The organism is Desulfoluna sp. HI9BLuna, from assembly GCF_056829775.1.
Genome location: NZ_CP186555.1, coordinates 4,494,334 through 4,521,211 on the forward strand (window position 1 = coordinate 4,494,334; position 26,878 = coordinate 4,521,211).

Annotated in this window: 26 protein-coding genes and 4 tRNA genes; 10 read left to right on the forward strand and 20 right to left on the reverse strand. The window is 58.4% G+C overall.

Going from position 1 to position 26,878, the window contains the following annotated elements:
* Window positions 1-8: 8 nt before the first annotated feature.
* The 6 genes from cobJ to ACOYW0_RS18365 all read left to right on the forward strand — a co-directional run bounded on the left by cobJ (window position 9) and on the right by ACOYW0_RS18365 (window position 6,242).
* On the forward strand, window positions 9-749 hold the full coding sequence (gene cobJ / locus ACOYW0_RS18340) for a precorrin-3B C(17)-methyltransferase (RefSeq protein ID WP_482415249.1): 741 nt from the start codon (window positions 9-11) through the stop codon (window positions 747-749).
* Window positions 750-995: 246 nt separating this feature from the next.
* Complete coding sequence (locus ACOYW0_RS18345; RefSeq protein WP_180146701.1) at window positions 996-1,517, forward strand: cob(I)yrinic acid a,c-diamide adenosyltransferase; 522 nt, start codon at window positions 996-998, stop codon at window positions 1,515-1,517.
* A 242-nt stretch (window positions 1,518-1,759) separates the two neighbouring features.
* A complete protein-coding gene (locus tag ACOYW0_RS18350; RefSeq protein WP_482415250.1) occupies window positions 1,760-3,274 on the forward strand; it encodes a cobyric acid synthase in 1,515 nt (504 codons plus the stop codon).
* Entirely contained in the window at window positions 3,275-3,799 is a 525-nt protein-coding gene (cobU, locus tag ACOYW0_RS18355) for a bifunctional adenosylcobinamide kinase/adenosylcobinamide-phosphate guanylyltransferase (protein WP_482415251.1), read from the forward strand.
* Between the two features lie 2 nt (window positions 3,800-3,801).
* The gene (gene cobS / locus ACOYW0_RS18360) at window positions 3,802-4,548 is read left to right on the forward strand and encodes an adenosylcobinamide-GDP ribazoletransferase (RefSeq protein ID WP_482415252.1); all 747 of its coding nucleotides are present in this window, start codon (window positions 3,802-3,804) and stop codon (window positions 4,546-4,548) included.
* 617 nt (window positions 4,549-5,165) lie between these two features.
* The gene (locus ACOYW0_RS18365) at window positions 5,166-6,242 is read left to right on the forward strand and encodes a threonine-phosphate decarboxylase (RefSeq protein WP_482415253.1); all 1,077 of its coding nucleotides are present in this window, start codon (window positions 5,166-5,168) and stop codon (window positions 6,240-6,242) included.
* A 190-nt stretch (window positions 6,243-6,432) separates the two neighbouring features.
* Here the strand turns inward: ACOYW0_RS18365 and ACOYW0_RS18370 are convergent, their stop codons facing one another.
* The gene (locus tag ACOYW0_RS18370) at window positions 6,433-7,602 is read right to left on the reverse strand and encodes a mechanosensitive ion channel family protein (protein ID WP_482415254.1); all 1,170 of its coding nucleotides are present in this window, start codon (window positions 7,600-7,602) and stop codon (window positions 6,433-6,435) included.
* A 217-nt stretch (window positions 7,603-7,819) separates the two neighbouring features.
* Between ACOYW0_RS18370 and cbiB the strand changes: the two genes are divergently transcribed.
* The 3 genes from cbiB (at window position 7,820) to ACOYW0_RS18385 (ending at window position 11,476) form a co-directional block, all read left to right on the forward strand.
* Complete coding sequence (gene cbiB / locus ACOYW0_RS18375; RefSeq protein ID WP_482415255.1) at window positions 7,820-8,788, forward strand: adenosylcobinamide-phosphate synthase CbiB; 969 nt, start codon at window positions 7,820-7,822, stop codon at window positions 8,786-8,788.
* A gap of 182 nt (window positions 8,789-8,970) precedes the next feature.
* The gene (glpX, locus tag ACOYW0_RS18380) at window positions 8,971-9,909 is read left to right on the forward strand and encodes a class II fructose-bisphosphatase (protein WP_482415256.1); all 939 of its coding nucleotides are present in this window, start codon (window positions 8,971-8,973) and stop codon (window positions 9,907-9,909) included.
* Window positions 9,910-9,982: 73 nt separating this feature from the next.
* Window positions 9,983-11,476: a leucyl aminopeptidase gene (locus ACOYW0_RS18385; RefSeq protein ID WP_482415257.1), complete on the forward strand. Its 1,494-nt coding sequence runs from the start codon at window positions 9,983-9,985 to the stop codon at window positions 11,474-11,476.
* Window positions 11,477-11,893: 417 nt separating this feature from the next.
* On the opposite strand, the gene ACOYW0_RS18390 is transcribed toward ACOYW0_RS18385, so the two are convergent.
* From ACOYW0_RS18390 to kdsA, 19 genes are all read right to left on the reverse strand, one after another.
* The gene (locus tag ACOYW0_RS18390; protein ID WP_482415258.1) at window positions 11,894-12,673 is read right to left on the reverse strand and encodes an MBL fold metallo-hydrolase; all 780 of its coding nucleotides are present in this window, start codon (window positions 12,671-12,673) and stop codon (window positions 11,894-11,896) included.
* Between the two features lie 105 nt (window positions 12,674-12,778).
* The gene (locus ACOYW0_RS18395) at window positions 12,779-12,991 is read right to left on the reverse strand and encodes a uracil-DNA glycosylase (RefSeq protein ID WP_482415259.1); all 213 of its coding nucleotides are present in this window, start codon (window positions 12,989-12,991) and stop codon (window positions 12,779-12,781) included.
* A 138-nt stretch (window positions 12,992-13,129) separates the two neighbouring features.
* Window positions 13,130-13,214: transfer RNA gene (locus ACOYW0_RS18400), tRNA-Leu, on the reverse strand.
* Between the two features lie 419 nt (window positions 13,215-13,633).
* A tRNA-Leu gene (locus ACOYW0_RS18405) sits at window positions 13,634-13,718 on the reverse strand.
* A 328-nt stretch (window positions 13,719-14,046) separates the two neighbouring features.
* Window positions 14,047-14,131, reverse strand: a tRNA-Leu gene (locus tag ACOYW0_RS18410).
* Between the two features lie 352 nt (window positions 14,132-14,483).
* A tRNA-Leu gene (locus ACOYW0_RS18415) sits at window positions 14,484-14,568 on the reverse strand.
* A gap of 11 nt (window positions 14,569-14,579) precedes the next feature.
* Window positions 14,580-14,888, reverse strand: coding sequence for a preprotein translocase subunit SecG (secG, locus tag ACOYW0_RS18420; RefSeq protein ID WP_180146729.1), 309 nt, complete (start codon window positions 14,886-14,888; stop codon window positions 14,580-14,582).
* Between the two features lie 18 nt (window positions 14,889-14,906).
* Window positions 14,907-15,668, reverse strand: a complete 762-nt coding sequence (tpiA, locus tag ACOYW0_RS18425; RefSeq protein WP_482415260.1) for a triose-phosphate isomerase — start codon at window positions 15,666-15,668, stop codon at window positions 14,907-14,909.
* Window positions 15,669-15,724: 56 nt separating this feature from the next.
* Window positions 15,725-16,726, reverse strand: coding sequence for a type I glyceraldehyde-3-phosphate dehydrogenase (gene gap / locus ACOYW0_RS18430; RefSeq protein ID WP_482415261.1), 1,002 nt, complete (start codon window positions 16,724-16,726; stop codon window positions 15,725-15,727).
* Between the two features lie 250 nt (window positions 16,727-16,976).
* Window positions 16,977-17,387: a PTS sugar transporter subunit IIA gene (locus ACOYW0_RS18435; protein WP_482415262.1), complete on the reverse strand. Its 411-nt coding sequence runs from the start codon at window positions 17,385-17,387 to the stop codon at window positions 16,977-16,979.
* Window positions 17,388-17,559: 172 nt separating this feature from the next.
* The gene (rapZ, locus tag ACOYW0_RS18440; RefSeq protein ID WP_180146740.1) at window positions 17,560-18,435 is read right to left on the reverse strand and encodes an RNase adapter RapZ; all 876 of its coding nucleotides are present in this window, start codon (window positions 18,433-18,435) and stop codon (window positions 17,560-17,562) included.
* Window positions 18,436-18,602: 167 nt separating this feature from the next.
* Window positions 18,603-19,064: a PTS sugar transporter subunit IIA gene (locus tag ACOYW0_RS18445; protein WP_482415263.1), complete on the reverse strand. Its 462-nt coding sequence runs from the start codon at window positions 19,062-19,064 to the stop codon at window positions 18,603-18,605.
* Between the two features lie 495 nt (window positions 19,065-19,559).
* Window positions 19,560-19,967, reverse strand: coding sequence for a ribosome hibernation-promoting factor, HPF/YfiA family (gene hpf, locus ACOYW0_RS18450; protein ID WP_180146747.1), 408 nt, complete (start codon window positions 19,965-19,967; stop codon window positions 19,560-19,562).
* Between the two features lie 10 nt (window positions 19,968-19,977).
* Window positions 19,978-21,414, reverse strand: coding sequence for an RNA polymerase factor sigma-54 (gene rpoN / locus ACOYW0_RS18455; RefSeq protein WP_482415264.1), 1,437 nt, complete (start codon window positions 21,412-21,414; stop codon window positions 19,978-19,980).
* 154 nt (window positions 21,415-21,568) lie between these two features.
* A complete protein-coding gene (gene lptB / locus ACOYW0_RS18460) occupies window positions 21,569-22,291 on the reverse strand; it encodes an LPS export ABC transporter ATP-binding protein (RefSeq protein WP_482415265.1) in 723 nt (240 codons plus the stop codon).
* Window positions 22,292-22,507: 216 nt separating this feature from the next.
* Window positions 22,508-23,035: an LptA/OstA family protein gene (locus ACOYW0_RS18465; RefSeq protein WP_482415266.1), complete on the reverse strand. Its 528-nt coding sequence runs from the start codon at window positions 23,033-23,035 to the stop codon at window positions 22,508-22,510.
* The gene (gene lptC / locus ACOYW0_RS18470) at window positions 23,016-23,621 is read right to left on the reverse strand and encodes an LPS export ABC transporter periplasmic protein LptC (protein ID WP_482415267.1); all 606 of its coding nucleotides are present in this window, start codon (window positions 23,619-23,621) and stop codon (window positions 23,016-23,018) included. The genes ACOYW0_RS18465 and lptC overlap by 20 nt, the downstream gene beginning before the upstream one ends.
* Complete coding sequence (locus tag ACOYW0_RS18475) at window positions 23,618-24,139, reverse strand: KdsC family phosphatase (protein WP_482415268.1); 522 nt, start codon at window positions 24,137-24,139, stop codon at window positions 23,618-23,620. The genes lptC and ACOYW0_RS18475 overlap by 4 nt, the downstream gene beginning before the upstream one ends.
* Window positions 24,136-24,963, reverse strand: a complete 828-nt coding sequence (gene kdsA / locus ACOYW0_RS18480; protein ID WP_482415269.1) for a 3-deoxy-8-phosphooctulonate synthase — start codon at window positions 24,961-24,963, stop codon at window positions 24,136-24,138. Before kdsA ends, ACOYW0_RS18475 begins: the two co-directional genes overlap by 4 nt.
* 448 nt (window positions 24,964-25,411) lie before the next feature.
* Between kdsA and ACOYW0_RS18485 the strand changes: the two genes are divergently transcribed.
* Entirely contained in the window at window positions 25,412-26,812 is a 1,401-nt protein-coding gene (locus ACOYW0_RS18485; RefSeq protein ID WP_482415270.1) for a M23 family metallopeptidase, read from the forward strand.
* The last annotated feature ends 66 nt before the right edge of the window (window positions 26,813-26,878 follow it).

Sequence of the window (26,878 nt, forward strand, 5' to 3'; positions counted from 1 at the left end):
TGGACCACATGTCCATGCGCTGCGTGGACGTGATCAAAGGCGCGGACGTCATCGCCGGATATACCGTCTACGTGGACCTCATCAAAGAGTTCATGGACGGCAAAGAGGTGATCGCCACCACCATGAAAAAAGAGGTGGACCGCGTCAAGGCCGCCGTGGAGACGGCCCTTACCGGCAAGAAAGTGGCCCTGGTCTCCAGCGGGGACCCCGGTATCTACGCCATGGCAGGTCTGGCCCTTGAGATCATCAAGGAAAAAGGGGTCTCTGCCCGTCGCCCCGGCTGCGGCACCCCGGAAGAGGGCGGCCTCACCGTGGAAGTGGTGCCCGGCATTCCTGCCCTCTCTTCAGGCGGGTCTCTGTTGGGCGCGCCCCTGACCCACGATTTTGCCTGCGTCAGCTTAAGCGATCTCCTCACCCCCTGGGAGCTCATTGAAAAGCGCCTCAACGCCGTGGCCGAGGCCGACTTTGTTATGGTGATCTTCAATCCCAAGAGCAAGAAGCGTAACTGGCAGCTCAACAAGGCTCAGGAGATCGCTCTGAAGCACCGCAGCGGGGATACCCCCGTGGGCATCGTCAAGAGTGCCATGCGCGACGCCCAGGAGGTAACCATCGTGCCCTTGAAAGACCTGCATGAAGCCGATGTGGACATGCTCACCACCGTGTTCATCGGCAACAGTGCCTCCGAAGGGTACCTTGATTTTATGTTTACCCCCCGGGGCTACGGAAAGAAGTATGATCTGAAATCTTAATGTTACGATTCAGCTTATGCCTCCGGCGGCCCTGCCGGGGGCCAAACTTTTGAAAAGTTTGATAAACAGGTCATAAGAAAACGGTAGAATGAATATCATTTTAAAGGCGGATGCGATTTGACCCGAGGAACGAGGGGCAAAGCGCATCCGCAACCTGCTTTCAAGGTGGCACACCTTGCCGCCGGAGGCAGCTTTTGATGAGCTGAATCGTTACAGCTTAACCGACAGGAACCCATGAGGCGAACCATGGAAAAAGGGTACATTCAGGTCTACACAGGCAAAGGCAAGGGCAAGACCACGGCAGCCATCGGCTTGAGCGTCCGGGCGGCCGGGGCCGGGTTCAAGGTGCTCATCGCCCAGTTCATGAAGCAGGGAGATTACTCCGAGATCAAGGCCCTGGAGCGGTTTGACGACCTGATCACCGTGCGCCAGTTCGGCGCCGGGGGCTGGGTCAAGGGCAAACCCTCAGACAAGGAGAAGGCCCGGGCCCGCGAGGGGTACAACCTTGTGAAAGAGGCCCTTTCCACCGGGTCCCATGACGTGGTGGTCATCGAAGAGGGCAACCTCGCCGTCAAGTATGGCCTCATCACCTTGGAGGAGATGCTGGGCCTCATGGAGATGAAGCCCCACGGCACCGAGCTCATCATTACCGGGCGCTACGCCCACGACGAGGTCATGGCCCGGGCCGACCTGGTGTCTCAGATCGAGCCCGTAAAGCACTATTTTGCCGACCAGGGCGTCAAAGCCCGTGTTGGCATTGAAAAATAGCAGCGGCGCAGGCGGGTTCCTCAGGTACGTCACATGTGCTGACGGGCTGCGCCCGTGGTTTACGGTGTGGGCGGTGAATGACATTTTGTATTTATGAAATATCCGGGGTAGGGCTTAAACAAAACATGAACAGACAAGTCCTACATGAATGCCGCTGTGATTTAACCCGAGGAACGAGGGTTAAAGCGCAGCGGAAACCAGCTTTCAAGGTGGCTCACCTTGCCGCCGGAGGCATTTTTTGAATGAAAAAAGCTGACGATCAGAAGAAGTTGGCCCGCTGCATTGCCGTGTTCGGCACGGGCTCAGACGTGGGCAAGAGTGTGGTGACCACCGGGCTCTGCCGGCATTTTGCCGAGCAGGGGCTCAAGGTGGTGCCCTACAAGGCCCAGAACATGTCCAACAACTCCGGGGTGACCCCCGAGGGGCTGGAGATGGGGCGTGCCCAGATCATCCAGGCCGAAGCCGCGGGCGTGGTGCCCTCGGTGCTGATGAACCCGGTGCTGCTGAAGCCCACCGGGGAGACCGGCTCCCAGGTGGTGCTCATGGGCAAGGTGGACGGGGACGAGTCCGCCGCCGCCTACCACAAGAAAAAGGAGCGGTACTTCAATGTTGCTGCCGAGGCCCTGGATCGTCTTCGGGAAGAGAACGACCTGGTGATCATGGAAGGGGCCGGTTCCTGTGCCGAGGTGAACCTCATGGACGGGGACATCGTGAACTTTCGCATGGCCGACTACGCCGATGCCGACGTCATCCTCGTGGCCGATATCCACCGGGGCGGGGTCTTCGGGCAGGTGGTGGGAACCCTGGCCTGCCTGCCTGATCACTACGCCGACCGGGTGAAAGGGGTGGTCATCAACCGGTTCCGGGGCGATATCTCCCTGTTTCAGGACGGCTGCGACTGGATTGAGGCCAAAAGTGGGAAACCTGTTCTTGGGGTGCTGCCCTGGTACACCGATTTTCACATCGGCTCCGAGGACTCTGTGGTTATTGAGCAGCCCAAGGGGCGCTCGTCGCTTTCGGGAACCAAGCCCGCAGGGGCGGTGATCCGCCTTCCCTTTATCTCCAATTTTACCGATTTTGAGCCCCTGATGCAGCGGGATGAGATTGAGCTCTGCTACCTGGATCGCCCCTGCGACCTCTCTGAATTTGCTTTTGTCATCATCCCCGGCTCCAAAAATACCCGTAAGGACCTGGCCTGGCTCAAGGAGACGGGCTGGGACGCCCGCATCAAGGCGTTTTCCGGTAACGGGGGGCACGTGGCAGGCATCTGCGGCGGTTACCAGATCCTGGGGGAGAAGATCGAAGATCCCCAGGGCGTGGAAGGCACGGCAGGAACCGAAGAGGGCTTGGGCCTCCTGCCCGTTGCCACGGTGATGAAAGCGCCCAAGACCACAACCCTGAGCCGGTTTACTTATAAAGGCATCGAAGGCAGCGGCTACGAGATCCACATGGGCACCACCTCCCGTCACGGCGGAGACCCCCTGGTGGAGGTGCTGGAGCGCAACAGCGAGCCCGCAGGGGACCACGACGGCTGCATGGCCCCGTCCGGGACGGTACTGGGGACCTACATGCACGGCATCTTCGACACACCTGCCATCGTGGACTCCTGGCTTGCGGGGATCGGCATCGAGGTGTGCCCCTCCGATACCGCAGGGGGCCTCGACGCCCGCCAGGAAGCTTACGGAAGGCTTGCCGAACACACACGAACCCACCTGGCCATGGATGCCATTGATACCATGGCGAAAGGAGAGGCCTGAATGGGCTCCTTTACCTTTGTCACCGGGGGCTGCCGGAGTGGAAAGAGCTCCCACGCCCAGAAATTAGCTGAGTCCCTTGCGTCGGACAACCGACTTTACGTGGCCACCCTTCAGCCCATGGATACCGAGATGGAGAGACGGGTCACCGATCACCAGGCCCAAAGGGACGACTCCTGGTACACCATCGAAGAACCCTACGACATCGTAAGGGTCATTGAAGAGGAGCAGGACAGGGCCGAGGTGATCCTCGTGGACTGCATCACCCTCTGGGTGACCAACCTCTTTATGGCCGAGCAGAGCGAAGAGGAGATCTTGGGGTTTGTGGACGAGTTTGCAGAAGCCGCCGCAGCCTCCAAGGTGCCCGTGGTGACCGTCTCCAACGAGGTGGGCATGGGCATTGTCCCGGACAACACCCTGTCTCGCCAGTTCCGGGATATCCAGGGCGCCGCCAACCAGCGCCTTGCCGCACGGGCCCACAAGGTGGTCTTTACGGTCTCCGGAATTCCCATGACGGTGAAGGGGTGAGCATGAAGATCAAGGAATACATGCTGGATCTGAAGTCGGCCCTGCAGTTTTCCACCATTCTTCCCGTGGGCACGGGCAATGTGTTCCGTCCCGTGGGGCAGGTGGCCATGTTTCCCGTGGTGGGGCTTATCCTGGGCGGTATCCTCGCCTTTACGGACGCCATTCTTTCCCATATCTGGCCCCCCATGGTGGTGGGGATTCTGGACACAGTCCTGCTCATGGTCCTCACCGGCGGGTTTCATCTGGACGGTCTGGGGGACACAGCCGACGGCCTCTTCAGCCATCGCCCCAAAGAGCGGGTCCTGGAGATCATGAAGGATAGCCGCAGCGGCGCCATGGGCGTTCTGGCCATGATCGCCATCCTCTCCATGAAGTGGGCGGGCCTCGCCTCCATGAGCGCACCCGGCTGGAGCCGGGCCCTGCTGCTCATTGCCATCCCCGCCCTTGCCCGGGGCAGCCAGATTTTCGGTATCGGCCTCTTGCCCTACGGCCGCAAAGAGGGCACCGCCCACGACCTCTTCGGGGACGTGCCCCTGGCAACGCGCCTCCGGTTCCTGGTCATCCCTGTGCTGCTGACTCTGTGCACCGGCGGCCGGGGCGTGATGGTGCTTCTGGTCTATGCAGCCATCACCGCCGTGCTCCTTGCCTGGTACAGGAAAAAGATGGGGGGCATCACCGGCGATATGCTGGGCGCCATGACAGAGATCTCCGAGGGGTTTCTCTTCGTAGCCGCCGCAGCAGCGCTTTAAAAGCATGCCTCCGGCGGCCAGGTGGGGGCACCTGGAAATCCTGTGGCGAATGCATGGAGTCAGGCATCATGCAAACGGTTTCGGGGCATTCGCGTGATGTTTGACATGGGGCAACCATTTTTGCGGGAGAGGCCCATTTCATTCATTACCAAACCCAGTGGGGCATAGGGGACTATTATGGCTTTCAGGCTCCGCCATGTTGGTGTGAATCATAGCGGCACATTGCATATAATTTTCAGCGTGAAGCGAGTTCAATCGTGGAGGCAGAGCCTCCGTCTATCATTCCCAGGCGGAGCCTGGGAACGAAAGCAAATGACTGAGGATATCGTTATCCGTGTCTTTTGAGGTCATTCGCTTCGGGGGGGCGTCCGCCAACCGGTGTTGCCGGGGACATCCGTGTCATTATGGAGCGCCGCACTCCGGTGCGGCTTTTTTATCCGTCGTTACCCGTGCCGCACAGGAGTGCGGCGCTCCACATACGACGATTAAGGCGCATTCGCAATCTGGGGTATAGCGGAAATCCCTGGCCGCCGGAGGCATCGCTTTTGGCTTTTTGATTTTATTCGGTGTATATTTAGAAAAGAATGAAAATCCATGAAAAATAAGGAGTTCGGGTTATGATAATCGGTCATGGAGGCAACATCTACAAGCTGGCGAAGGATCTGGGGGTGACCCCTTCTGATATTACCGACATGAGCAGCAACCTGAACCCTCTGGGGCCGCCTGAAGGACTCATGGAGCATCTGGCGTCCAAGCTCTCCACCATTGTCAGCCTGCCGGAGGTGGATGCAGGGCATATCAAGGAGCTGCTTGCGGAAAAGTACGGTATTTCGTCTTCGTCCATCCTGGCCGGTAACGGCACCACCGAATTCATCTATGCCATCCCCAGGGCCCTTGGGACCAAGCGGGCCCTTATCGTGGGGCCCACCTACGCGGACTACCGGGATGCCTGCGAGATGTACGGGGCGGAGGCGGATTTTCTTCTCACCCGCAAGGAGGACAGGTTTGCCATGGACACCATGGACATTGCCGAAGCCGCAGACGGCTACGACACGGTGTTTCTCTGCAACCCCAACAACCCCACCGGCACCATGGCTACGCCTGCGGCCATCAAGGCCATGGCAGAGTCCCGGCCCGATATCCGGTTTGTCATCGACGAATCTTACCTGCCCTTTGCCTGCGACGCCTACGGCCAGAGCGTGGCCCGGTACGGCCTGGCCAACGTGGTGACCCTGAACTCCATGAGCAAGGTGTTCCGCATCCCAGGCCTGCGCGTGGGCTTTCTCATGGCCCCTGAGGCCATCATCGCCGAGTTCTCCAAGTACGTGCTTCCCTGGTGCGTCAACGCCATGGCCCAGGCTGCCGTGGATTTTATCCTCTCCGGCGGAGAGGCCATTGACACCTTTCTGGAAGAGACCCGCGCCTACGTTAAAGGCGAGAAAGATCGGTTTGTGGCCGCCCTTGATGCCATGGACGGGATCATTCCCTTCGGCGCAGAGACCTATTTTGTCATCTGCGAGCTCACCGGCGAGAACACCGCAGAGGGGCTCTGGGCCGCCCTGGCCGAAGAGGCGGTCCTGATCCGGGACTGCACCAACTTCATCGGCATCGAAGGCGAGTTCGTCCGGTTCTCCCTCAAAGACAAAAAGACCAACGACAGGCTCCTCGGGCTGCTGAAAAAGCATCTGAAGTAAGCTGGCGTGTAAAACATAAAAAAAGGTGCCCCGGTTGTCCGGGGCACCTTGAATGCCATGATGGTTTGTTGATTGAACGGGCGGTGCACTTAGATCTGCCCGCATCGAAACACCGTGCAGGTTTTTCTAAGCCATGGATAAGCCCTCAGCCCGTAGGGTGCACTCTGTGCACCAGAACACGTGCGAACTATCAATCGCTGCCCGTACTTGCCTGAACCAGCATCTGCTCGGGGCCATTGCCCTGGGCCACAGCGGGGCGTTCTTCCCACGGCATGGTCTCCACGTAGAGGGACTGGCTCGGGAAGGCAAACCCGGATCCTTCCTCTTCCACGATCTCTTTGATGGCGCAGATGAGCTCCTCTTTTCTCTCCAGCCACTCTCCCCAGACCGTTGTGCGGGTAAAACAATAGATTTTCAGATCGATGGACGAGTCCGAGAAGTTGTCGATGCGCACGAATAGGGGCGCCGACGGCGGGTTGACAAATCCTTCGTGTTCGGTGATCCAGGCCTCAATGCGCTGCCGGATGGCCTTGAGCTGGCTTACCGTGGTGCGGTACTCCAGGCCCACGAGCCAGGAGATGCGGCGGAAGGTCATGGAGGTGAAGTTGGTGACGGTGTTGTCCGAGAGCAGGGTGTTGGGGACAAAGACCGGTGCCTTGTCGAACCTGCGGATTCGGGTGGACCGGAAGCCGATCTGTTCCACGGTGCCCTCCACCACGCCGTTGACCTGTATCCAGTCTCCGATTTTGAAGCGGCGCTCGGCAAGGATCAGGATCCCTGAGATGAGGTTCTTGAAGAGGTCCTGGGCCCCCAGGGCCACGGCCACACCGAAGAGTCCGAGACCGGCGATGATGGGGCCGACCCGGATGCCCCAGATCTCCAGGATGGTGGCACCCCCGATGAGGGCCAGGGCAGCCCGTGTGGCGTTGAAGAACCAGTCCAGAAGGGACCGGTCGAAGATGGACTCCAGCTTTTTGAACAGGTGCGAGATGGGCAGGATGATGTTGAAGACGCTCCAGAAGATGGTGAAGGCCACCAGGGAGCGGATGAGCTTGTCTAAGAGAATGGCGGCAGCGCCTTCAAAGCCCAGGTATTGCCTGGCGAAAAAGAGGCCAAGGACTACGGGCAGCAGGTTCAGGGGGGGCTCCAGGGCCGTGAGGATCTTGTCGTCCAGCTCGGAGCTGGTCTTGGCCGTCAGCCGTTTTAATCGTCTCAAGATGGCCTTGGAGATGGTTTTTCGGAAAAGGAGGAAGGCCAGAAAGATGAGTGTTGCCACCAGAATACGGCCGATATCGATGCCGAAAAGACCGTTTTGCCAGACATCGAGGACCAGGTCACCAAAGGCTTTTAAGTGTTCCATACGTGTATGCTCCCAAATTGCGGGGGTCAGTGTTGTTACAAAATAAAAAAGATATATCATCGCCTTTTTTTTCGTCGACTTCAAGACCGAAATCGAGGAGGTATCTTCTCTCCTTTCTTGACATTACAGAGGGCTTTCACTAATTCAGTGAGGGGGGGCGGCCAATGGCCGTTCTTCCTGTTTCATTTAAGGACAGCAACATCAAAAAGGACGATTCATGTTTCCCATCTCCGAGTGGTACATCCTGCCTGCAGCCTTTCTTTTGGATCTCCTTGTGGGGGATCCCGCGTTTATCCCACACCCCATCTGCTGGATGGGGAACCTCATCAGCAAATCCGAGGCCTTTTTCAGGCGCCTGAAGGTCCCCACGGTGGTCTCCGGCGGGCTGTTTACCCTTTGCATGGTGGCTGTTGTGTGGGCCGTTGCCACGGCGGTGATGGCCGTTGCGTCCTATGTGCACGCGGACCTTGCCCGGGTGGTGGATATCCTGATGATCTGGTTTGCCATCTCAACGCGATCCCTGAAAAAAGCGGCCCTGGCCGTGTCCGACGCCCTGCGCATGGGCGGGCTCGAAGCGGCCCGTGCCAAAGTGGGAATGATCGTGGGACGGGACACCTCGCAGCTCGATGAGCGGGGCGTGCTGAAAGCAGCGGTGGAGACCGTGGCCGAGAACCTGGTGGACGGGGTGATCTCCCCCCTCTTCTTTGCGGCCCTGGGCGGTGCACCCCTGGCCATGACCTACAAGATGGTCAACACCCTGGATTCCATGGTGGGGTACCGAAACGAGAAATACATCGCCTTCGGCAAGGCCTCGGCCCGGCTGGACGATGTGGTCAACTTTATCCCGGCCCGGCTCTCCGTCTTTTGCGTGGCCGCGGCCAACTACGGCATTGCCCGGCGCTGGAAAGAGATTCTGCGCGCTGCCTTCAGGGACGGTCGCAACCATTTGAGCCCCAACGCCGGGTATCCGGAAGCCTCCTTTGCCGAAGCCCTGGAGGTGACCATGGGTGGACCTTCCGTCTATTTCGGCAAGGTGGTGGACAAGGCCTACATCTGCGAAGAGTACAAAGAGAACCCCTACGTGCCCGCCACCGTGGAGAGCGCCTGCCGTCTGATGGTCTGGTCGGCAGCGGTGTCCCTTTTCGGGGCCATGACCCTCGCACATCTGATGAATATGGTGGCTTGACCACGGGTGGGTGTGGTATAGATTATCCTTTTTGATTCAACCATGTAGGATGCGGACGGATGCGGGCAGGGCCTGCGTCCGGCGACTGCGTTCTGCGATGACCACAATACGGTCCGGAGTCCGGATTATCCCGGGGTGCGCGGGGAGTATCGCACCGGAAGTGAAGCCAAGAGATTTAACGCATGAATATCGCATTTGATTTGATGAAGGTAACGGAGGCCGCAGCCATTGAAGCGGCCAAATGGGTTGGTACCGGACGCAAGAAGGCCGGAGACGGCGCGGCGGTGGCCGCCATGCGCCAGGCGTTTTCAAACATCAACCTTGCAGGCCGCGTGGTCATTGGCGAGGGGGAGAAGGACGAAGCCCCCATGCTCTACACCGGTGAAGAGGTAGGCAACGGTCGCGGCCTTGCCGTGGATATCGCCGTGGACCCCGTGGAAGGCACCAACCTCATGGCCCTGGGGCGTCCCAACGCCATCGCCGTCCTTGGTGCGGCACCCCGCGGCTCCATGTACGATCCCGGCCCCAGTTTTTACATGAAAAAGCTCGTGGTTCCCAAGGAAGCCGCCCAGGTGGTGGACATCGATGCCCCTGTGGAGGACAACCTGGACAACACGGCCAAGGCCCTGGGCAAGGACGTTCGGGACCTGGTGATTTTCGTCCTGGACAAGCCCCGCCACGTGGAGCTGATTCAGCGCATCCGTGCCAAGGGGGCCAGGGTTCAGCTTCACACCGACGGTGACGTGGCCGGCTCCCTCATGGCCGTGACCCCGGACTCCGGCGTGGACATGATGATGGGCACCGGCGGCACCCCCGAAGGCGTGATTTCCGCCTGCGCGGTGGTGGCCCTGGGCGGGGCGATTTTTGGCCGCCTGGATCCCAAAACCGAGGAAGAACGGGACAACGTTATCAAGTACGGCACCGACATCGATAAGCTCCTCACCACCACCGACCTTGTGGACAGCGAGAAGGCCTGCTTTGTGGCAACCGGAATCTCCGGCGGCACCTTCCTGGCCGGTGTGGAAAACGACGCCTCGGGCATCGTGACCCACTCCATGGTCCTTGACGGCGGCTCCGGCCACCTCTGCATGGTCCGCTCCGTCCACACAAACATGGTGTAATCCGCATTCAAATGACCGGAGTGATGCTCCTCCCGCTCTTTCTGTATAAACGCACCTTTGATTGGAGAACTCTATGATCATATTGAAAAGTGCCGATTTGTCCCGGCGGCGATTTACCAACATTGTGGTCCCGGTGTGCGAAAAAAAATCCATTACCGCCGAGGCCCGGCTGGCGGCCCTGGTGGACGATGCCCTTACCCTGCCTGAGTTCGAAGGCAAGGAGGATGACGCCCTGGTGCGTTACTCCACCGGGGGCATCAAGGCCGAGCGCCTCATTTTCCTCGGGCTCGGCAAGGCCAAGCAGGTGACGGAAGACGACCTGCGCCGCATGGCGGCCAATGGCGCCAGACGCGCCCTGGACCTGGGCCAGCCCAAGGTGGCCATCGTGATGCCGGACATCGAAACCCTCAAGATCGATCGGGAGCGCCAGGTCACCGCTGTCATCGAGGGGGCGCTTCTGGCCAACCACTTTTTCCATCGCTACCGGGGGAAAAAGGAGCGCAAGGTCAAGGCTTTGTCGGCCATTGAGGTGCTCATCGCCCGCAACGAGGTGAACCGCCTGCGCCCTGTGGCTGAAAAGGCCGTGACCGTGGTGTCCGGGGTTCTCCTGGCCCGGGATTGGGTCTCCACGCCCCCCATGGACAAGGTACCTGAAAAGTTTGGGGCCATGGTGGAAAAGGCCATGGAAGAGGTGGGAGTCTCCGTAGAGATCAAGGACCACAAGGAGCTGGCCCAGATGAAGTTTGGGGCCATGCTCGGTGTTGCCATGGGCAGCGACAGCCCGGCCCGCATGGTGGTGGCTGATTACCACCCCGAAGGCGCCACCAAAACGGTTGTCCTCGTGGGCAAGGGCGTCACCTACGACTCCGGTGGTCTTAACCTCAAGCCCGCCGACGGCCTCAAGGGCATGAAGAGCGACATGGCGGGGGCGGCAGCCGTTGCCGGGACCCTATACAACGTGGGGCAGCTCCGGCCCGATGTGCGCGTGATCGGGGTCATGCCCCTGGTGGAGAATATGCCCTCAGGCAGGGCCCTGCGCGTGGGTGACGTTCTGAAAAGCTTCTCTGGCAAGACCATTGAGGTTGGCAACACCGACGCCGAAGGACGGCTGATCCTGGCCGATGCCATGGCCTGGGCCTCCAAGACCTACAAGCCCGACCTCATGATCGACCTGGCAACCCTCACCGGTGCCTGTATGGTGGCCCTTGGCCAGGATATCGCCGGTGTGTTTACCGCTGATGAGAGGCTCTCCAAGGCTCTGATGCGCTCTTCAGAGCGCGTTTATGAGCGTTGCTGGCCCCTTCCCATGCCTGAAGACTACAAAGCCCACCTTAAGAGCGATGTGGCCGATATCGCCAACATTGCAGGCCATCGCTGGGGCGGGTCCTCCACCGCGGCTCTCTTCCTTTCGGAGTTCGTGGGCAAGACCCGCTGGGCCCACATCGACATCGCTGGGCCTGCCTTTACCCAAAAGGACTCTCCCTATGTCCGCCCCGGGGGCACAGGCTTCGGGGTTCGCCTCCTCTGCGACCTGCTGTTCGGCGAGGAGAGCTCCCTGACCCTTTGATACGGGTTTTTTCCTAAAAAGCTAAACAACAGAAAGGCCGAATGCCCGCATGGGTGTTCGGCCTTTTTTTGTCTGCAAGGCAAAAAAAAGCCTCCAGATTCGGGCTCTAAGGCTCATCACATTCCCTGACGTGCTTCGCCCGTATCGAATACTGGGACCGTATAAGGGGGCTTTCGTTCCCAGGCTCCGCCTGGGAACGCTTTCTCGGAGGCTCTGCCTCCATGTCCGATACCGCCAGAGCCTGTGCCGTTCGCCACCCATTGCTTGGTTTTCCGCACCGATAATTCTGAGCGTGGCTCTGGACAAGACGTGTACACGTTAACCAAGAATGCCGCAGTGCTTTAACCCGAGGAACGAGGGGGAAAGCGCTGCGGCATTCCGCTTTCAAGGTGGCTCACCTTGTCGTCGGAGGCACGGTTATTCCTTTTTTTTGTTGTACTGTTTCATCACCGGGGAGAAGCCTTCGAGTTTTTTTAGGCGTTTGAGGCCCGGGGGCACGCCTTTGTCGATCTCTTTTTGCATGATATCGAGAATTGTCGAAAAATCGTCGGTTTGGATGGCGCCGCCGTGGGCCATGAGGAGGTGGTTGACCTCCAGGTCCCGGAGTTTTTCAATACTCTGGTGCATTTCGGGTCTCATGGAGACGGGGAAGGGAGGGCGAAAGCTGTTGCCCACTTTCAGGATGACGTCGGCGGCGTAGAGGGTTTTGCTGTGGGCGTGGTAGAGGACCACGTCGTGGGCAGTGTGGCCCGGGGTGGCGATGACCTGCCAGTCTTCAAAGCCGGGAAGGCGGTCCCCGTCTTTGAGGGGGTGATCGAAGGTGAGGCGTTTTTTGTACCAGATCCACTCAAAGGGGTATTTCATGGCCCGTGCCACCACATAGCCCAGGAGGGTGTCGATTTTGTGCTGGAGTCCCCCGGAAAATCCCGCATACCAGCGGTTGATCTCTTCGGGGGCGGCAACAGGAACGCTGTGGCGGCTGCGGAGGGTGTGTGCGCCCCCTGCGTGGTCGGGGTGGGTGTGGGAGGCCACGGCGAGTTTGAGTTGACTCATGGGGCGTTTCAGGCGACGTTTCATGACCTGTTCGATGCGGGGTACGTCGCTTCGGCAGCCGGAGTCGATGAGCAGGACCTTTTCTTCGTACACGGCAAGATAAAGGGTCTCAATGAAGCCGTCCACCACCTGGATCGTGAACATGGGGAGCATTCCTTTGATAGCGGGTCGTTTGTTGGTGTGGTAGTTAAAGTTAACTTTAAGGTATGGCGCGGAATGCTGTCAAGGCATCATTGAACGATGGCGCGATCAGGCGATGATGTCGGTCTTGGAGGATTTTTGTTTATTAGAGGCCTTGGCCTGGAAGTGGAGGCAGGGCTGCCCCGAGCTCTTCCGCACGGTGACAGACGGGAGCATAGGGCCTTTAAAGCCCATTTTGCGGCATCCGTAGGGGTGGCGGTTGTCCCAGGTGATAAAGAAGTGGATACAGGACCTGCAGTTGATTCGAGGGGGTGTGGTCATGGCAATCACGCACAGGGGCAAATCAAAACGTGCCCCGGTTGAAGGTTATGGGTCTCGGATGATTTGTTACCACAGCCACAGGGTTTGAACAAAACAAAAAAGCCGCCGGATATAAATCCGACGGCTCTTGCTTTTAAATGGTGCCGAAGGGGAGACTTGAACTCCCACGGGTTGCCCCACACGGCCCTCAACCGTGCGCGTCTACCAATTCCACCACTTCGGCAAAATGTGAGAGCGTTATAGCACCGCCTTTCGGGGTGATCAAGCCTTTTTCCCGGGTTTCGGCTCTCTTTTTTTGAGGGGAGGGGTAACATCTTCAGATGATGTGGATAATGGGAATGGTCGATTTATGGCAAAGGCTTTGATAAGACCGAGATTGGCCGTTAAAATTCGTCGGCGGTGCGCAAGCGCACCCTACCCAGGTGTCCCACGCCGTTTATCATCCATAGCTCGCGCTTTTGAGTGCTATTCACGCCATGTCCAGATGGACCAACAATCATAGGGGAGCGGGAGTATGATGGTTTCTTAAAACCGTATCCTGTGTTCTATGGAAGGGGAGGATGGGGCCTGTTCGTGTGGCGAGACTTTTGAACCAAAACAAAAAAGCCGCCGGATATAAATCCGACGGCTCTTGCTTTTAAATGGTGCCGAAGGGGAGACTTGAACTCCCACGGGTTGCCCCACACGGCCCTCAACCGTGCGCGTCTACCAATTCCACCACTTCGGCAAAATGTGAAAGCGTTATAACACCGGCTTTCGGGTTGATCAAGTCTTTTTCAACGGGGTAAGGCGTTTTTTTTAAGCGGGTCATGCTAAGGTGCCGACAGGGCTCATAAGTCCGTACGGCGGGTTTTTTGCTTTATTGGGCGGAGGGTGGGGACAAGGGAGACTCGCAGATTCTGACGGCGTCATGGGGTTGATAAAAAGGTGAGCCGGAAGGGGCAGGGACTCACTTCTTTGGACGGGCTTGGTTGTCCTTATTTGGGTGGGCTGTTTTCCATGGTGCGAAACGCAAAAACCCCCTTGCCGTTTCCAGCAAGGGGGTTGAAGTCAAATGGTGCCGAAGGGGAGACTTGAACTCCCACGGGTTGCCCCACACGGCCCTCAACCGTGCGCGTCTACCAATTCCACCACTTCGGCAAAATGTGAGAGCGTTATAACATCGGTTTTCGGGTTGATCAAGCCCTTTTTGCGGGGCTCTTGGCTTTTTTTGAGGGTCGGAAACCGTGGGTGGGGAAGGAGTGTTGTTTGGGGTGTGTTTTCAAGGTGATGTTCCCCTGAGGTGGTCCCGGGATTTTGATGGGGAGTTTCCAAGGGGGCGCGGTCAGGTCAAAGTAATGGTGCTTCATTGGGGTTGGTGTCTTGAAATAAACAAAGGATTGCACGGACGCAAAGGGGCATTTACGGGCTTTTCTATCCCTTCTGAAAAGCTGGATCTGTTTTGGGCAACAAAAAACCCCGCCTTGTGTTCACAAGACGGGGTTTTTGTATATGGTGCCGAAGGGGAGACTTGAACTCCCACGGGTTGCCCCACACGGCCCTCAACCGTGCGCGTCTACCAATTCCACCACTTCGGCAAATCGTGCGACTATTCGCTTTTTGTATCCGCAGGTGCTGCGGGCGCGCTCTGCTCGGCAGCCGGAGGTGCGGTGATCACCGAGCCGGTCTTTTTCGTGCCTGAGTCGTACGCCAGGAAGAGCGAGGTGATCATGAAGATGATCGCGATGGCCGTTGTGGCCTTGCTCAGAAACGTGGCGCCGCCGGAAGGGCCAAACAGGGTCTGGCTGCTTCCACCACCGAAAGATGCGCCCATGTCGGCGCCTTTTCCGGTCTGGAGAAGGACAATGAGAATCAGGCCGACGCAGACCAGAATATGAACTATTTTAACAAAAAGCATTGTGTAGCCATCCGTTTATCATCGTTTGTATCGAACAATCCCGCTGAAGGATTCGGTGTCAAGGCTGGCACCTCCAACGAGGGCACCATCCACATCTTCAAGGGCCATTAGTTCAGCAATGTTGCCCGATTTGACGCTGCCACCATATAGGATTCTCATGGCATTGGCAAGCTCTTTCTGGATGCTGTCGGCAACGCTTTTCCTCAGGAAGGCGTGGACTTCCTGAACCATATCAGGGGTTGCCGTGTTGCCGGTGCCGATGGCCCAGACGGGCTCGTAGGCGAGGACAACAGGGGCCAGCTCCTCGGCGGACAATCCCTTAAATCCCATTTTAACCTGGGTGTCAAGGACCTCAAAGGTTTTTCCCTGCTTGCGCTCCTCATCGGTTTCGCCGATGCAGACCACGGGGACCAGGCCAGCCTTGAGGGCGGCTTTGAGCTTGTTGTTGACGGTCTCGTCGGTCTCGCCGAAGAACTGACGGCGCTCGGAGTGGCCGATGATGACGTGGGTGCAGCCGCAGGAGCGGATCATCTCGGCGGAGATCTCTCCGGTCCAGGCGCCTGTGGTTTCCCAGAACATGTCCTGGGCGGCCACGGCGATGGGGCTTTTCCCAAGGGCCTGGCAAACGGGGTGGAGGGCGGTGAAGGTGGGGGCCACCATCACGTCCACGTCGATGTCGGCGCCCAGGGCGTCTTTGAGCTCGGTTGCAAAGGCAACGGATTCGGTGCAATCCTTGTGCAGCTTCCAGTTGCCGGCGATGAGAGGGGTACGGGTTGCCATAGGGGCTCCTTATGTGGGGGACCGGCCCGGAAAACGGGCCGGTCCGAGGCAGAAGATTACAGTTTGGATGCGATCATGGCTGCCAGGTCCACCATGCGGTGAGAGTAGCCGGCCTCGTTGTCGTACCAGGAGAGGACCTTCACCATGCCGTCGATGACGTCGGTGGAGGGGGCATCCACGCTGGAGGAGGCGGGGCAGCCGTTGAAGTCGATGGAGACCAGGGGAGCATCGCAGTAATCGAGGACCCCTTTGAGCTCGCCGTCAGCCGCTTTCTGAAGGGCTGCATTGACTTCTTCTTTGGTGGCGGGCTTTTCAAGGTTGACCACCAGGTCCACCAGGGAGACGTTGGGGGTGGGGACGCGGATTGACATGCCGTTGAGCTTGCCTTTGAGCTCGGGCAGGACCAGGGCCACGGCCTTGGCAGCGCCGGTGGTGGTGGGAACCATGGAGCAACCGGCGGCACGGGCGCGCCTCAGGTCCTTGTGGGGGGCGTCCAGGATGCGCTGGTCACCGGTGTAGGCGTGGATGGTGGTCATGAGGCCCTCTTTGATGCCGAAGGTCTCGTGGAGCACCTTGGCCACGGGGGCCAGGCAGTTGGTGGTGCAGGAGGCGTTGGAGACGATGTGGTGGGCGGCCGCATCGTAGGTGGCATCGTTGACGCCCATGACGATGGTGGCGTCGGGGTCGCTGGCCGGGGCGGAGATGACCACTTTTTTGGCGCCGGCTGCCAGGTGCTTGGAGGCGCCTTCGCGGTCGCGGAAGATGCCGGTGCATTCCATGGCGATGGCCACATCAAGCTCTTTCCAGGGCAGGTTGGCGGGGTCTTTTTCGGCGGTGACGCGGATGGTTTTGCCGTTGACGACAATGCCGTTGTCCGCAGCTTTTACCTCGCCGTCAAAGCGCCCGTGCACGGAGTCGTAGGCCAGAAGGTGGGCGATGGTTTTGATGTCGGTGAGGTCGTTGATGGCAACCACGTCGATTGCGGGGTTGTTGAGGGCTGCTCTGAAAACCATACGACCGATACGTCCGAATCCGTTGATACCGATTTTGATGCTCATGGGTCTTCCTCCGTCCAACGTTGGGTGTCAGCACCAGTTGGAGATGTGATGGTGATAAATGGTTGGTGACGTTTGCAAAGAGGCGTCCGATGTCCGGGGCTGCAACGGGTGCAGCCCATCCAAAGGCAATGTTCGGGCGGGTCTTTAAACGTTGTAAGGGGCCGGAATCTTTGTGATGACCCGGCCCCCAGTTGCTTATATCTCGGTCGCCCCGATGGCGATCGTTTATTACCCTGTCAAAGGGAATGCATCAGCGCTTGGCGCCGTTTAAGATGCTGCTGGCAAGGGAGATGCTGCGTTTGCCCGTGTTTTCCAGGAGCTTGGCCGTGGAGGTGAGGGCTCCTTTTTTCTGGCGGCCCACCGCAGAGATCAACAGGGGCAGGTTGACCCCGGAGATCACCTCCACCTGGTCCTCCTCCAGAAAGGAGAGGGAGAGGTTGGAGGGGGTGCCGCCGAACATATCGGTGAGGATGAGAACCCCGTCTCCGGAGTTGACCTCCTTGATGGCCTTGGCCACCTTATTGTGCAGGTCATCGACACTCTTGGTGATGTTGATGGAGACGGGTTTGACCTGCTCAAGGGGTTCTTTTTGTATGAATTCGGCGGTTTCGATGAGAATTTCACCGAGATTGCCGTGGGTGACGACCAGTATGCCAATCATATATAAACCTCATGTGGGGCATCTTGTATGGTGGCCTCGCCACGGTCCGGGCGGCATGGAGCATGCCCCCGCGGTGTGGTGCCGCAGCATGGGCTTCGGTGCGAGGCGTGTTCGGTCTGTAACGCTAACGAGTGTATCATTTTTTGGCGGCAGGGCACACACCTGCCGGCGTTTATTCCTCCCGGCCGATGTCCCGGTGCAGGAGGCGGATATCGGAATAACGACGCTTCAAGTGGTTGTGGATTTCCGAGGACACGGCCACGCTACGGTGCCGTCCGCCGGTGCACCCTACGCCCAGGGTGAGGTAGTGTTTCCCCTCCTTTTGGTACATGGGGATGAGAAAGTCCAGAAGATCGGTGTATTTGAGCAGGAAGGTCCGGGTCCCCTCGCCGTTGAGGACAAAGTCCCGCACATCCGGGGATAGGCCGCTGTGGGGCTTGAGCTCCGGGACGAAGTAGGGGTTTTCGAGGAACCGCACATCCACCATGAGGTCGGCATCCTGGGGGACACCGTACTTGAACCCGAAGGAGACCACGGAGATCTTCAGCGGGGTTTTGTGGTGGGAGTCTGCGGCCAGCTCCGAAATAACCTTTTTCAGCTCGTGGACCGTCAGGCTGGAGGTGTTGATGATCCGGGTGGCGTCTTCGTTGCGCAGGCTTGTGAGCTCTTCCCGTTCCTGGGTGATGGCATCCATCACCCCTTTGTCCCCCACGGCCAGTGGGTGGGTGCGGCGCGTCTGGGAGAAGCGCCGTGTCAGGGTAGCCACGTCGGCCTCCAGGAAGATGACCTTCAGGTTGTGGCCTGCCTGCTTCAGCTCATCGAAGACGCCGCGGTATGACTTGAGAAAGGTGCGCTCACGAAGGTCCATGCCAAAGGCAATGCCTCTGTAGTGGGTCTCCTTGGCAATGGGGATTTCCATGAACTTGGGCAGGAGGGTGACGGGGAGGTTGTCCACGCAATAGTATCCGGCATCCTCAAACGCGGCCAGGGCCGTGCTTTTACCGGATCCTGCCTGTCCTGTGATGATGAAAATGTTGAAGATGTTCATGGGGAGAACTCCCTTTGCTGCCCGGAGCCGTCGCCGGCAAGGCCGCGTGAAGGTTGCGTGCCCTTTAGGGAACGGACCGGTTCGGGGTGCTGGTGTTCGTTGAAATCGTCAAGGAGTTTGCCTCTCAAGGGCTGACATCCGATGGTGCCCGGGAAAAGCCCGGGCCGTCATCCGTTTTCGTTGTCTTCGTTTCGGATAATGGCGTGGATCTCGTCCCGTGATGTGGCGGTCATCAGTTTTTTGCGAAAGAGATCGCTCTTGAGCATTTTGGAGAGCCTGGCCAGGAGCTTTAAGTGTTGACCGGTGGACTGCTCGGGAGTGACGAGGACAAAAAAGATATGGGCCGGTCGCCCGTCCAGGGAGTCGAAGTCCACACCCTGGCGGCTCATGCCGAATCCCACCACCATGCGGTCCAGACCGGCGATCTTTCCGTGGGGAATGCCGATGCCGTCTCCGATGCCGGTGCTTCCGAGTTGCTCCCGTTCAAGGAGAACCCTTACCAGGTCCGGGTGGTTGAGGCCAGTGAGGTCCGCAATGGGGGCCGCGAGTTCTTCCAGGATTCCTTTTTTGTCCCGTGACGTGAGTTCGGGGATGATCGTTTCCAGCTGCAGTACATCAAGGATTTTCATAATGATTCACCCAGAGAGTCTCTGTTGGCCTGTCCGGCGGTGTGTCTGCCAGGCCGTGTGTCAGGCCGTCCTTTGCAGGATCGTGCGTGGGGCGGTTGCCGACAGGTTTGGGACCTCTACTTTCATATCAGTGGATGGCCCATCTTTCAAGACCTGATGCGCGGGTCGCGTCTCGTCGTCCGAGCATCGGTTTTTGCCCATGAAAAAAGGCGCCTGCACCGGGCAGGCACCTTTTAAACGGAGTGTTTTGTAGCTGACATCACCGGGGTTGTCAAATGGATTTCATTGGACGGTGGCCCCCGGAGGCTGTCGTGTATACGAGCGAGTCGCCCTGTTGCAAGATGAACCCGTGTGTGATCAACCCGGCGAAATCGAAACGCATTTTCGGCTGCTCCTCAAGGGCCCCCCACCCCCTTGAAACGGAGGTGCGGGGCGTTTTCAGGCGGGGCTATATTTTACGAGTTCATCCTCGTGACGTTGCGGACGGACGGCGGGTCAGGCCAGCCGGCGGTCCTCATCCATATCGAAATCGGAAAAGTCATCAAACTCATCCACGTCAACAGGGGCCTCGTTTATCTCTTCGGCCAGGGTGGGACGGATCCCGGGGTTGCCGCTTTTGCGGGCCTGTATCTTTTTCTTGTTTTTGGAGAGTTGCTGCTTGATTTTATCCACGGCAAGGTCGATGGCTGCATACATGCGCTCGCTTGTTTCCGTGGCGTGGACCGTGGTGCGGCCGCTTGTGACGTTTATTTCGGTAATATGCCGTATCTTTTCAACGGAAAAAACGACGTTGGCTTCGGAAGGGGCATCAAGCAGTTTGTCGATACGTTCCAGCTTTTTGGTGGCGTACGCCTTGAGTGCGTCGGAAGGGTCAATGTTCTTGAATGTTACAGATACTTGCATAAATGACCTCCTAAAATTGTTTTCGTTTGCTTGACGGCAATATTTTCATTGCCTCACGGTATTTGGCTACCGTTCGTCTAGCGATGTCTACATTGGCCTCCTTTTTCAAGATTTGAGCGATTTTCTCGTCGCTGTAGGGTTTTTTGGTGTCCTCTCCGTCAATGATCTGTTTGATCTTGTCCTGGACACTGGCCGACGCGATGGCGGCTCCGTGGACGCGGTTGATGGAGCTGTTGAAAAAGTATTTCAGCTCGAAGATACCCTGGGGGGTATAGGCGTACTTGTTGGTGGTGACCCGGCTGATGGTGGACTCGTGCATGCCGATGTCCTGTGCCACGTCCCGCAGCACCATGGGCTTTAAGTGAGAGATCCCTTTTTCAAAGAACTCGGCCTGGAATTTTAAGATGCTCTCCATGACGCTGTAGATGGTTTTCTGGCGCTGGTGGATGCTCTTGATGAGCCAGGCCGCAGAGCGCATCTTGTCCTGAAGGTAGTCCCGGGTGTCGCTGGGGATGTCCTGGCCCTTGGAGAGCGCCTGGCGGTAATAGGGGTTGACGCGGAGCCTCGGCATGCCGTCGTCGTTCAAGGCGATGATGAACTCCCCCTCCTCCTTGTAGACGTAGATGTCCGGAGTGATGTAGTGGGGTTCTTCGGTGCTGAAGGGGCGGCCCGGCTTGGACTCGAACTCCTTGATGATGTTCACCGTGGAGATGATGCTGGGCAGGCCGACTTTCAGCGCCTTGCTGATGGCCTTGTAGTTTTTGTTCTCCAGCTCCTTGATGTGGTTGGTGACGACCTCTTTCATGATCCGGGTCTCCACGCCGAAATGACGGGCCTGGATCAGGAGGCACTCCCCCAGGTTTCGGGCACAGATGCCCGGAGGGTCGAAGGTCTGGAGTTCTTCAAGGACATCCTCCACGAGCTCCACCGAGTGGCCGCACTCCTCCGCGATCTCTTCGACGGAGGCGGTGAGATAGCCGTCGCTGCTCAGGTTGCCGATGATGAGGCAGCCGATCTCCTCGGTGTCGGAGTCCGGGCAGGTCATCAGGAGCTGCCAGAGAAGGTGGTCATCCAGGGATTTCTTCTGGGATACGAAGGCCTCGTATTTGGGCGCCTCCTTCTGCTCGGATTCGTACTGGGCCTTGCCTGTGGAGTTGTACTCTCCCAGGTAGTTGTCCCAGTCGATGTCGCTTCCGATCTTCTCGTCGATTTTCACTTCGGACGTTGCGTTCTCTTCCGGTGCCGGCTTCTCGTCCTCGTGGGTTCCCGCTTCCCGTTGTGCCGTCTCCTGAATCTCTTCGAGGGCCGGGTTTTCTTCCAGCTCCTGGGAGATGGCGTCGACCAGCTCGAGACGGGAGAGTTGCAGGAGCTTGATGGCCTGCTGAAGCTGGGGGGTCATCACCAGTTGTTGGGAGAGGCGCAGCTGTTGCCTGAGTTCCATTGCCATAACTACAACTTCACGGTTTCCATTACGGTTCACACAAGTTTGGGTTGCCGGTCGCATCGCCATTGATACGCCGACTGAAGCCGTCTGTCGGGACGGTTCGATCCATCGAAATTGGGAACGCGGGCCCTTGAACGGTCTGAGGGCCTGCGGTTTTCTATAGGGTAAAGCCTTCGCCCAGATAAATACGGCGGGCGATATCGCTTGATGCAATCTCCTCGGGGGAGCCGGATTCGATGACCTTGCCGACGCTCATGATGTAGGCGTTATCGCAGACTCCCAAAGTCTCCCGGACGTTGTGGTCGGAGATCAGGATCCCGATGCCGCGCTCCTTGAGCATGGCGATGATGTTCTGGATGTCGATGACCGCAATGGGGTCGACCCCTGCAAAGGGCTCATCCAGAAGGATAAAGTCCGGTTTGATGGCCAGGACCCGGGTGATTTCAAGGCGCCTGCGCTCTCCACCGGAGAGGACGGCTGCTTTGCGGTCGGCAAGGTGACTGATGCGCAGTTCCCCCAGGAGGGTCTCCAGGCGCTCTTCCTGTTCCTGTTTGGAGATGCCCAGAAGCTCCAGGATCGCCATGACGTTGTCCCTGACCGACAGGGACTTGAAGATGGATGATTCCTGGGGGAGGTAGCCGATCCCGCACCTGGCCCGCTTGTACACCGGGTAGTTGGTGATCTCCTGGCTGTCGATGAAAACGGAGCCTGAGTCGGGACGTACAATACCTGCAGCCATGTAAAACGTGGTGGTTTTCCCTGCGCCGTTGGGGCCGAGGAGGCCGGTGACGTGGTTGCTCTCCACGCGGATGGAGACACCGTCCACAACGGCTCTCCCTCCGTACGTTTTTATCAGGCTGTTCATCACAAGCTCAGTCATAAAATCCCGATCTTCCCTCTTCGTAATGCGTCTTCACTTACCGGGCCCGTACCTTAAAAATATAATGCATCTGTCGCCGATCTCAAGGGCGGCCCTTATACCGGTAGCCGGTTCAACTTGTCCGGGACGTCCCTTACCATACCACAGGGGCTTTGAAAAAGCACTTGGCATGTTGTCAGAGGTTACCGGAAGCAGCTATTCCCAAGGCTTGAGGCTCTATTTATCCTTTTTGTCCGGGGTAAAGGAGAACCCCTTTTCCCCGGGCACGAGCCGGACCTTTACCCGGGTGCTGTTTCCGCTGTCCACCTTGATGGCGCCTGTAAGGCGGTTGATGACAATGGTTTTGCCTGTCAGTGTGCTTTTGCCGCTTACCACGCGGGGCGGGCCTCCGGTGAGGGTCACCTCCTCCTTGCGCAGGTCGTACATGGCTTTGTCTGCGGTGGCGTGTTTCTCTTCAAAGTCCATGGTTACGTTGCCCTCAGCCTCGATGAGGGAGAGGCCCTTGGTGGTGTCTCCCTTTTGTTTGCCGTCTTCGTAGTGAAGCTGGACCGAGTCGGCCTTCAGGACGGCGCCGTCCCGGGTGATACGAACGTTGCCGGAGAAAAGGGCGTAGCGGCCCTGGCTGTCCGAGGTGAGGTGGTCGGCGCTGATGCCGACTTCGCCTTCCTGGGCAACCCCGGCCACAGGCAGCAGCACAAGGGCCAGGAGGAAGAACCAGAGATATTTATTGGAGACGTGTTTCATCGTATTTTCCTTTGCTTGCTTCTCGGAGCGTGCCGTTGACGTTTCCGTCCAGGGTCATCCGTCCCCCGGCAAGGTCGAGGAACATGGCATCTCCGGTGAGCCGGGAGATGGCGTCGGTGATGACCACCGGGGTTGTGGAGATGATGACCTGAGACTCCTTGGTGTAGGTGAGGGCGTCACTGGTGATGGTGATTCCTCTCCGTTTGACCACCACATTGCCGGACACCTCCATATTTCGTGTCTGGGTGTCAAGGACTCCCTTGTCGGCGGTCAGGGTGGTGACCGCCCCGGTTTTTTCAAAGTACCGGGCGGTGAGCATCAGGAACACAGCGCGGTTTTCCGTGTTGTACAGGTTGACCGTTTCCGCCTCGACGCTCCATTCATCCACGCCCTGGCGGGACGAGGTGTGGCGCATCTTGTCCAGGGTGAGGGTCGCTTTGCTCTCCTCCCGGGGCTCTGTGGCAGGCGTCTGGCTGCCTCTGTGGGTGGCCAGGATGACCCCGGTGGACAGGGCGGTGGCGGCCATGATGGCGATGAGCACCCTTCGGACCACCTTTCTGGTGGATATGGCGCTTTTGCCCTTCATGCAAGGTATCTTTCGATGGCTTTATCCCAAAGCCCTTTGGCCTTGAGGATCGCTTCGCAGGTTTCCCGGACCGCACCTCTGCCCCCGGCATGGGTGGTGGTCAGGTGGGCGCGCTCTCTGACTTCGGCCACGGCATCGGCCACGGCAATGGAAACCCCGACCCGTTTCATGATGGGCAGGTCCGGGAGATCATCGCCGATGAAGGCCATGCGTTCGGCAGGAACCCCTGAACGTGCCACCACCTGATCAAGGGCTTTTTTCTTGTCTGAGACCCCGTCAAAGAGAAGGGGAATGCCCAGGTTGTTCACGCGGGCCTGGAGGGCCCCTGCGGATCGGCCGGTAACAATGGCGGTTTGGATGCCTGCGTCCATAAGGAGCCTCAGGCCAAGACCGTCTTTGACGTTGAAGTGTTTGATTTGGCTGCCGTCGTCGCAGTAGGTGACTTCGCCCTGGGTGAGGACCCCGTCCACGTCCATGATGAGCAGGTCGACGGAAGCGAGTTTTTCTATGGGGGTCATGCCTTGCCTCCGCCATTTATAATGGACTTGATGGCCACGATGCGGGGGAGCAGGGTCTCCATCATCTCGAAGTTGACGGAGTTGGGGCCGTCGCACAGGGCGTTGTCCGGATCGAAGTGGGTCTCCATGAAGAGGCCGTCGGCCCCTGCTGCAATGGCTGCCTGGGCAAGGGGCGGGGCCTGTCTGCGGTCACCGCCGGACTTGCTGCCCTGGCCTCCTGGGAGCTGCACCGAGTGGGTGGCATCGAAGATGACGGGGCATCCGGTCTCTTTCATGATTCCGAGGCTTCGCATGTCCACCACAAGGTTGTTGTAACCAAAGGCGGTGCCCCGCTCGGTGAGAAAGATGCGGTCGTTGCCGGCAGAGCGGGCTTTGTCGACGATGTTGCCCATGTCCCAGGGGGCGAGGAACTGGCCTTTTTTGATGTTGACCGGCTTGCCGGTCTCCGCGGCCGCCACGATGAGATCGGTTTGCCTGCAGAGCAGGGCCGGGATCTGGATGATGTCCAGAACCTCGGCGGCTTCTGCGGCCTGGGCTGGTGCGTGGATGTCCGAAATGACGGGGATGTCGAATTCGCGCTTTATCTCTTCCAGAATGCGCAGCCCTTCCTGGGGGCCGGGGCCTCGGAACGAATCAATGCTGGTGCGGTTGGCTTTGTCGTAGGACGCTTTAAAAATGAAGGGGACCCCTTCTTTAACGGTCAGTCGCCTGAGGAAGTCGGCGATGCGCATGCAGATGTCCCGGTTTTCGATGACGCAGGGGCCGGCAATCAGGAAAGGGGGAGCATCGGGTCCGGTGCGTAACGAACGGATGGGGTCTGGCATACAAAACTCCTTAAAAAAGTCTCGGGGTTGGGGTGTGGCCGCCTCGAATACGTCGCAAGGCGCCTGATCGCATGTCAAGATGTTGCCGATTACCTGTACCAGATAACACCCGAATTTGCGAGACGCTTCGGGTGTGACGTTTCTTAAATGAATTTTTTGTTTAGGTACGGAATTTGCTGCACCCGAACGATCTAAGGGATGTATCCCGGAAACCCATCAAAAGTCAAGCCGCCAAAAGAGCCCTTGATAACCATGGGCTTTGCTGGTATCTGATAGTGTTGATATGCCAAAGTGCCCATGATTGCCAAGGGTATCGGGCGCTTTTCCATGGGACCCGGTGTAGGTGCCGTGGCCTTGTGTGAACGCATCCTGGGCGGTTTTTCAGTTCAGGTTTTCTATCATTGCCCCTCAATTTCTATTTTTTGGTGCGGGTGTCTGGAGATGTAGTTTGAGACAAAAAAAAGAAAGCAAAAAAGGGCGGCTGGTGGTCCTGCTTTTTCTGGTAATGCTTATTGTGGCCGGTTGGTTCGGGTTCAGCCGACTGGAAGGAACCCCCCCTGAGGTGGGGCTGGACCTCTCCTTTGAGACCTTGGGTAGCCAGGCCCGACTGACCGGAACCGTGAACGATGAAACAAGCGGCCTGCGGGAGGTGTGGGTTGCCCTGTCCCGCGGCGGCGTCGATAAGGTGATTTACAGCAAGACCTGGCCGAGCGACGGGTTTCCCGGAAAGGGGAGCACTTTTTCCGACACCATTGATGTGGACGCGGACCCCGGTAAACTTGGGCTCACCGACGGCAAGGCGCTGTTGCGCATCCGTGCCACCGACCACTCCCTTCGCAACCTGCTCAAAGGGAACACGACCTACATTGAAAAAGAGATCACCATCGATACCCAGCCCCCGGTGGTGGATATCCTGACGCGAAGCCATAACGTGGCCCAGGGCGGTACCGGGGTGGTGGCCTATCGGGTTTCTGAGAAAGTTGCTGAAAGCGGGGTAAGGGTCGGCGACAACTTTTTCCCCGGGTATGCCGGTTATTTTGAAGGCCATGACAACGTCTATGTGGCGTTTTTTGCCCTGACCCACCTCCAGAAGAAGGGGACCGAAATCCTGGTGGAGGCCGAGGATGAGGCCGGGAACCGCACCAAGGCAGGCTTTTACCACTACATTATCGGCAAGCAGTTCAAAAGCGACCGCATCAATATCGGCGACGGGTTCCTTAACGCCAAGATTCCAGCCATGAGCGTGGAGCAATTTGGGGCAAAGCCGTCCAACAACCTCGAAAAGTACCTGGTGATCAACAGCAAGATGCGGGCGGACAACAACCGCACGATCTTGTCCAACGGAACCAAGACCGAGGCCAAGATGCGGTGGAAGGGCACCTTCAAGCAGCTGCCGGGTTCCGCCACCCCGGCCACCTTTGCCGATCATCGAAGCTACTATTACAAAGGTAAGCGGGTGGATCAGAAGTACCACCTCGGGATGGATTTTGCCTCCATCAAGCACGCCAAGATCCCTGCGGCCAACGCGGGCAAGGTGGTCTTTGTCCAGGAAGTGGGGATTTACGGGCGAACCGTTATTATCGACCACGGCTTCGGTCTTCTCTCCAGCTACTCCCACATGAGTTCGGTGCGGGTGAAAGAGGGTGACGTGCTGAAAAAAGGCGATGTGGTGGGGCGAACGGGCGTCACGGGTCTTGTGGGTGGCGACCATCTCCACTTCGGGATGATTGTGGGGCATGTGTTTGTCAATCCCATCGAATGGCTGGACGGCCACTGGATCAAAAACAACATCACCTCAAAACTTGACCGGGTGAAGCGGGAACTCGGAAGCGCCGGGGTGAGCGGGTGATAAAGCCGTGGGGCGGGTGCGGTGGCTCGGGTCGCCGGGCGTGCCCCTCTGCAGATCACACAACCA

Excerpts from the sequence above, each read along its gene's own strand:
- rapZ (WP_180146740.1), bottom strand. The coding sequence starts at position 18,435 with ATGAACATCTTCAACATTTTCATCATCACAGGACAGGCAGGATCCGGT.
- ACOYW0_RS18435 (WP_482415262.1), bottom strand. The coding sequence starts at position 17,387 with ATGATTGGCATACTGGTCGTCACCCACGGCAATCTCGGTGAAATTCTC.
- ACOYW0_RS18385 (WP_482415257.1), top strand. The coding sequence starts at position 9,983 with ATGATCATATTGAAAAGTGCCGATTTGTCCCGGCGGCGATTTACCAAC.
- hpf (WP_180146747.1), bottom strand. The coding sequence starts at position 19,967 with ATGCAAGTATCTGTAACATTCAAGAACATTGACCCTTCCGACGCACTC.
- kdsA (WP_482415269.1), bottom strand. The coding sequence starts at position 24,963 with ATGCCAGACCCCATCCGTTCGTTACGCACCGGACCCGATGCTCCCCCT.
- cbiB (WP_482415255.1), top strand. The coding sequence starts at position 7,820 with ATGTTTCCCATCTCCGAGTGGTACATCCTGCCTGCAGCCTTTCTTTTG.
- cobJ (WP_482415249.1), top strand. The coding sequence starts at position 9 with ATGTCCATGCGCTGCGTGGACGTGATCAAAGGCGCGGACGTCATCGCC.
- tpiA (WP_482415260.1), bottom strand. The coding sequence starts at position 15,668 with ATGGCAACCCGTACCCCTCTCATCGCCGGCAACTGGAAGCTGCACAAG.
- glpX (WP_482415256.1), top strand. The coding sequence starts at position 8,971 with ATGAATATCGCATTTGATTTGATGAAGGTAACGGAGGCCGCAGCCATT.
- ACOYW0_RS18395 (WP_482415259.1), bottom strand. The coding sequence starts at position 12,991 with ATGACCACACCCCCTCGAATCAACTGCAGGTCCTGTATCCACTTCTTT.
- lptB (WP_482415265.1), bottom strand. The coding sequence starts at position 22,291 with ATGACTGAGCTTGTGATGAACAGCCTGATAAAAACGTACGGAGGGAGA.
- ACOYW0_RS18390 (WP_482415258.1), bottom strand. The coding sequence starts at position 12,673 with ATGTTCACGATCCAGGTGGTGGACGGCTTCATTGAGACCCTTTATCTT.
- ACOYW0_RS18370 (WP_482415254.1), bottom strand. The coding sequence starts at position 7,602 with ATGGAACACTTAAAAGCCTTTGGTGACCTGGTCCTCGATGTCTGGCAA.
- ACOYW0_RS18445 (WP_482415263.1), bottom strand. The coding sequence starts at position 19,064 with ATGAAAATCCTTGATGTACTGCAGCTGGAAACGATCATCCCCGAACTC.
- secG (WP_180146729.1), bottom strand. The coding sequence starts at position 14,888 with ATGCTTTTTGTTAAAATAGTTCATATTCTGGTCTGCGTCGGCCTGATT.
- ACOYW0_RS18475 (WP_482415268.1), bottom strand. The coding sequence starts at position 24,139 with ATGACCCCCATAGAAAAACTCGCTTCCGTCGACCTGCTCATCATGGAC.
- gap (WP_482415261.1), bottom strand. The coding sequence starts at position 16,726 with ATGAGCATCAAAATCGGTATCAACGGATTCGGACGTATCGGTCGTATG.
- ACOYW0_RS18345 (WP_180146701.1), top strand. The coding sequence starts at position 996 with ATGGAAAAAGGGTACATTCAGGTCTACACAGGCAAAGGCAAGGGCAAG.
- lptC (WP_482415267.1), bottom strand. The coding sequence starts at position 23,621 with ATGAAGGGCAAAAGCGCCATATCCACCAGAAAGGTGGTCCGAAGGGTG.
- rpoN (WP_482415264.1), bottom strand. The coding sequence starts at position 21,414 with ATGGCAATGGAACTCAGGCAACAGCTGCGCCTCTCCCAACAACTGGTG.
- ACOYW0_RS18465 (WP_482415266.1), bottom strand. The coding sequence starts at position 23,035 with ATGAAACACGTCTCCAATAAATATCTCTGGTTCTTCCTCCTGGCCCTT.
- ACOYW0_RS18350 (WP_482415250.1), top strand. The coding sequence starts at position 1,760 with ATGAAAAAAGCTGACGATCAGAAGAAGTTGGCCCGCTGCATTGCCGTG.
- cobU (WP_482415251.1), top strand. The coding sequence starts at position 3,275 with ATGGGCTCCTTTACCTTTGTCACCGGGGGCTGCCGGAGTGGAAAGAGC.
- ACOYW0_RS18365 (WP_482415253.1), top strand. The coding sequence starts at position 5,166 with ATGATAATCGGTCATGGAGGCAACATCTACAAGCTGGCGAAGGATCTG.
- cobS (WP_482415252.1), top strand. The coding sequence starts at position 3,802 with ATGAAGATCAAGGAATACATGCTGGATCTGAAGTCGGCCCTGCAGTTT.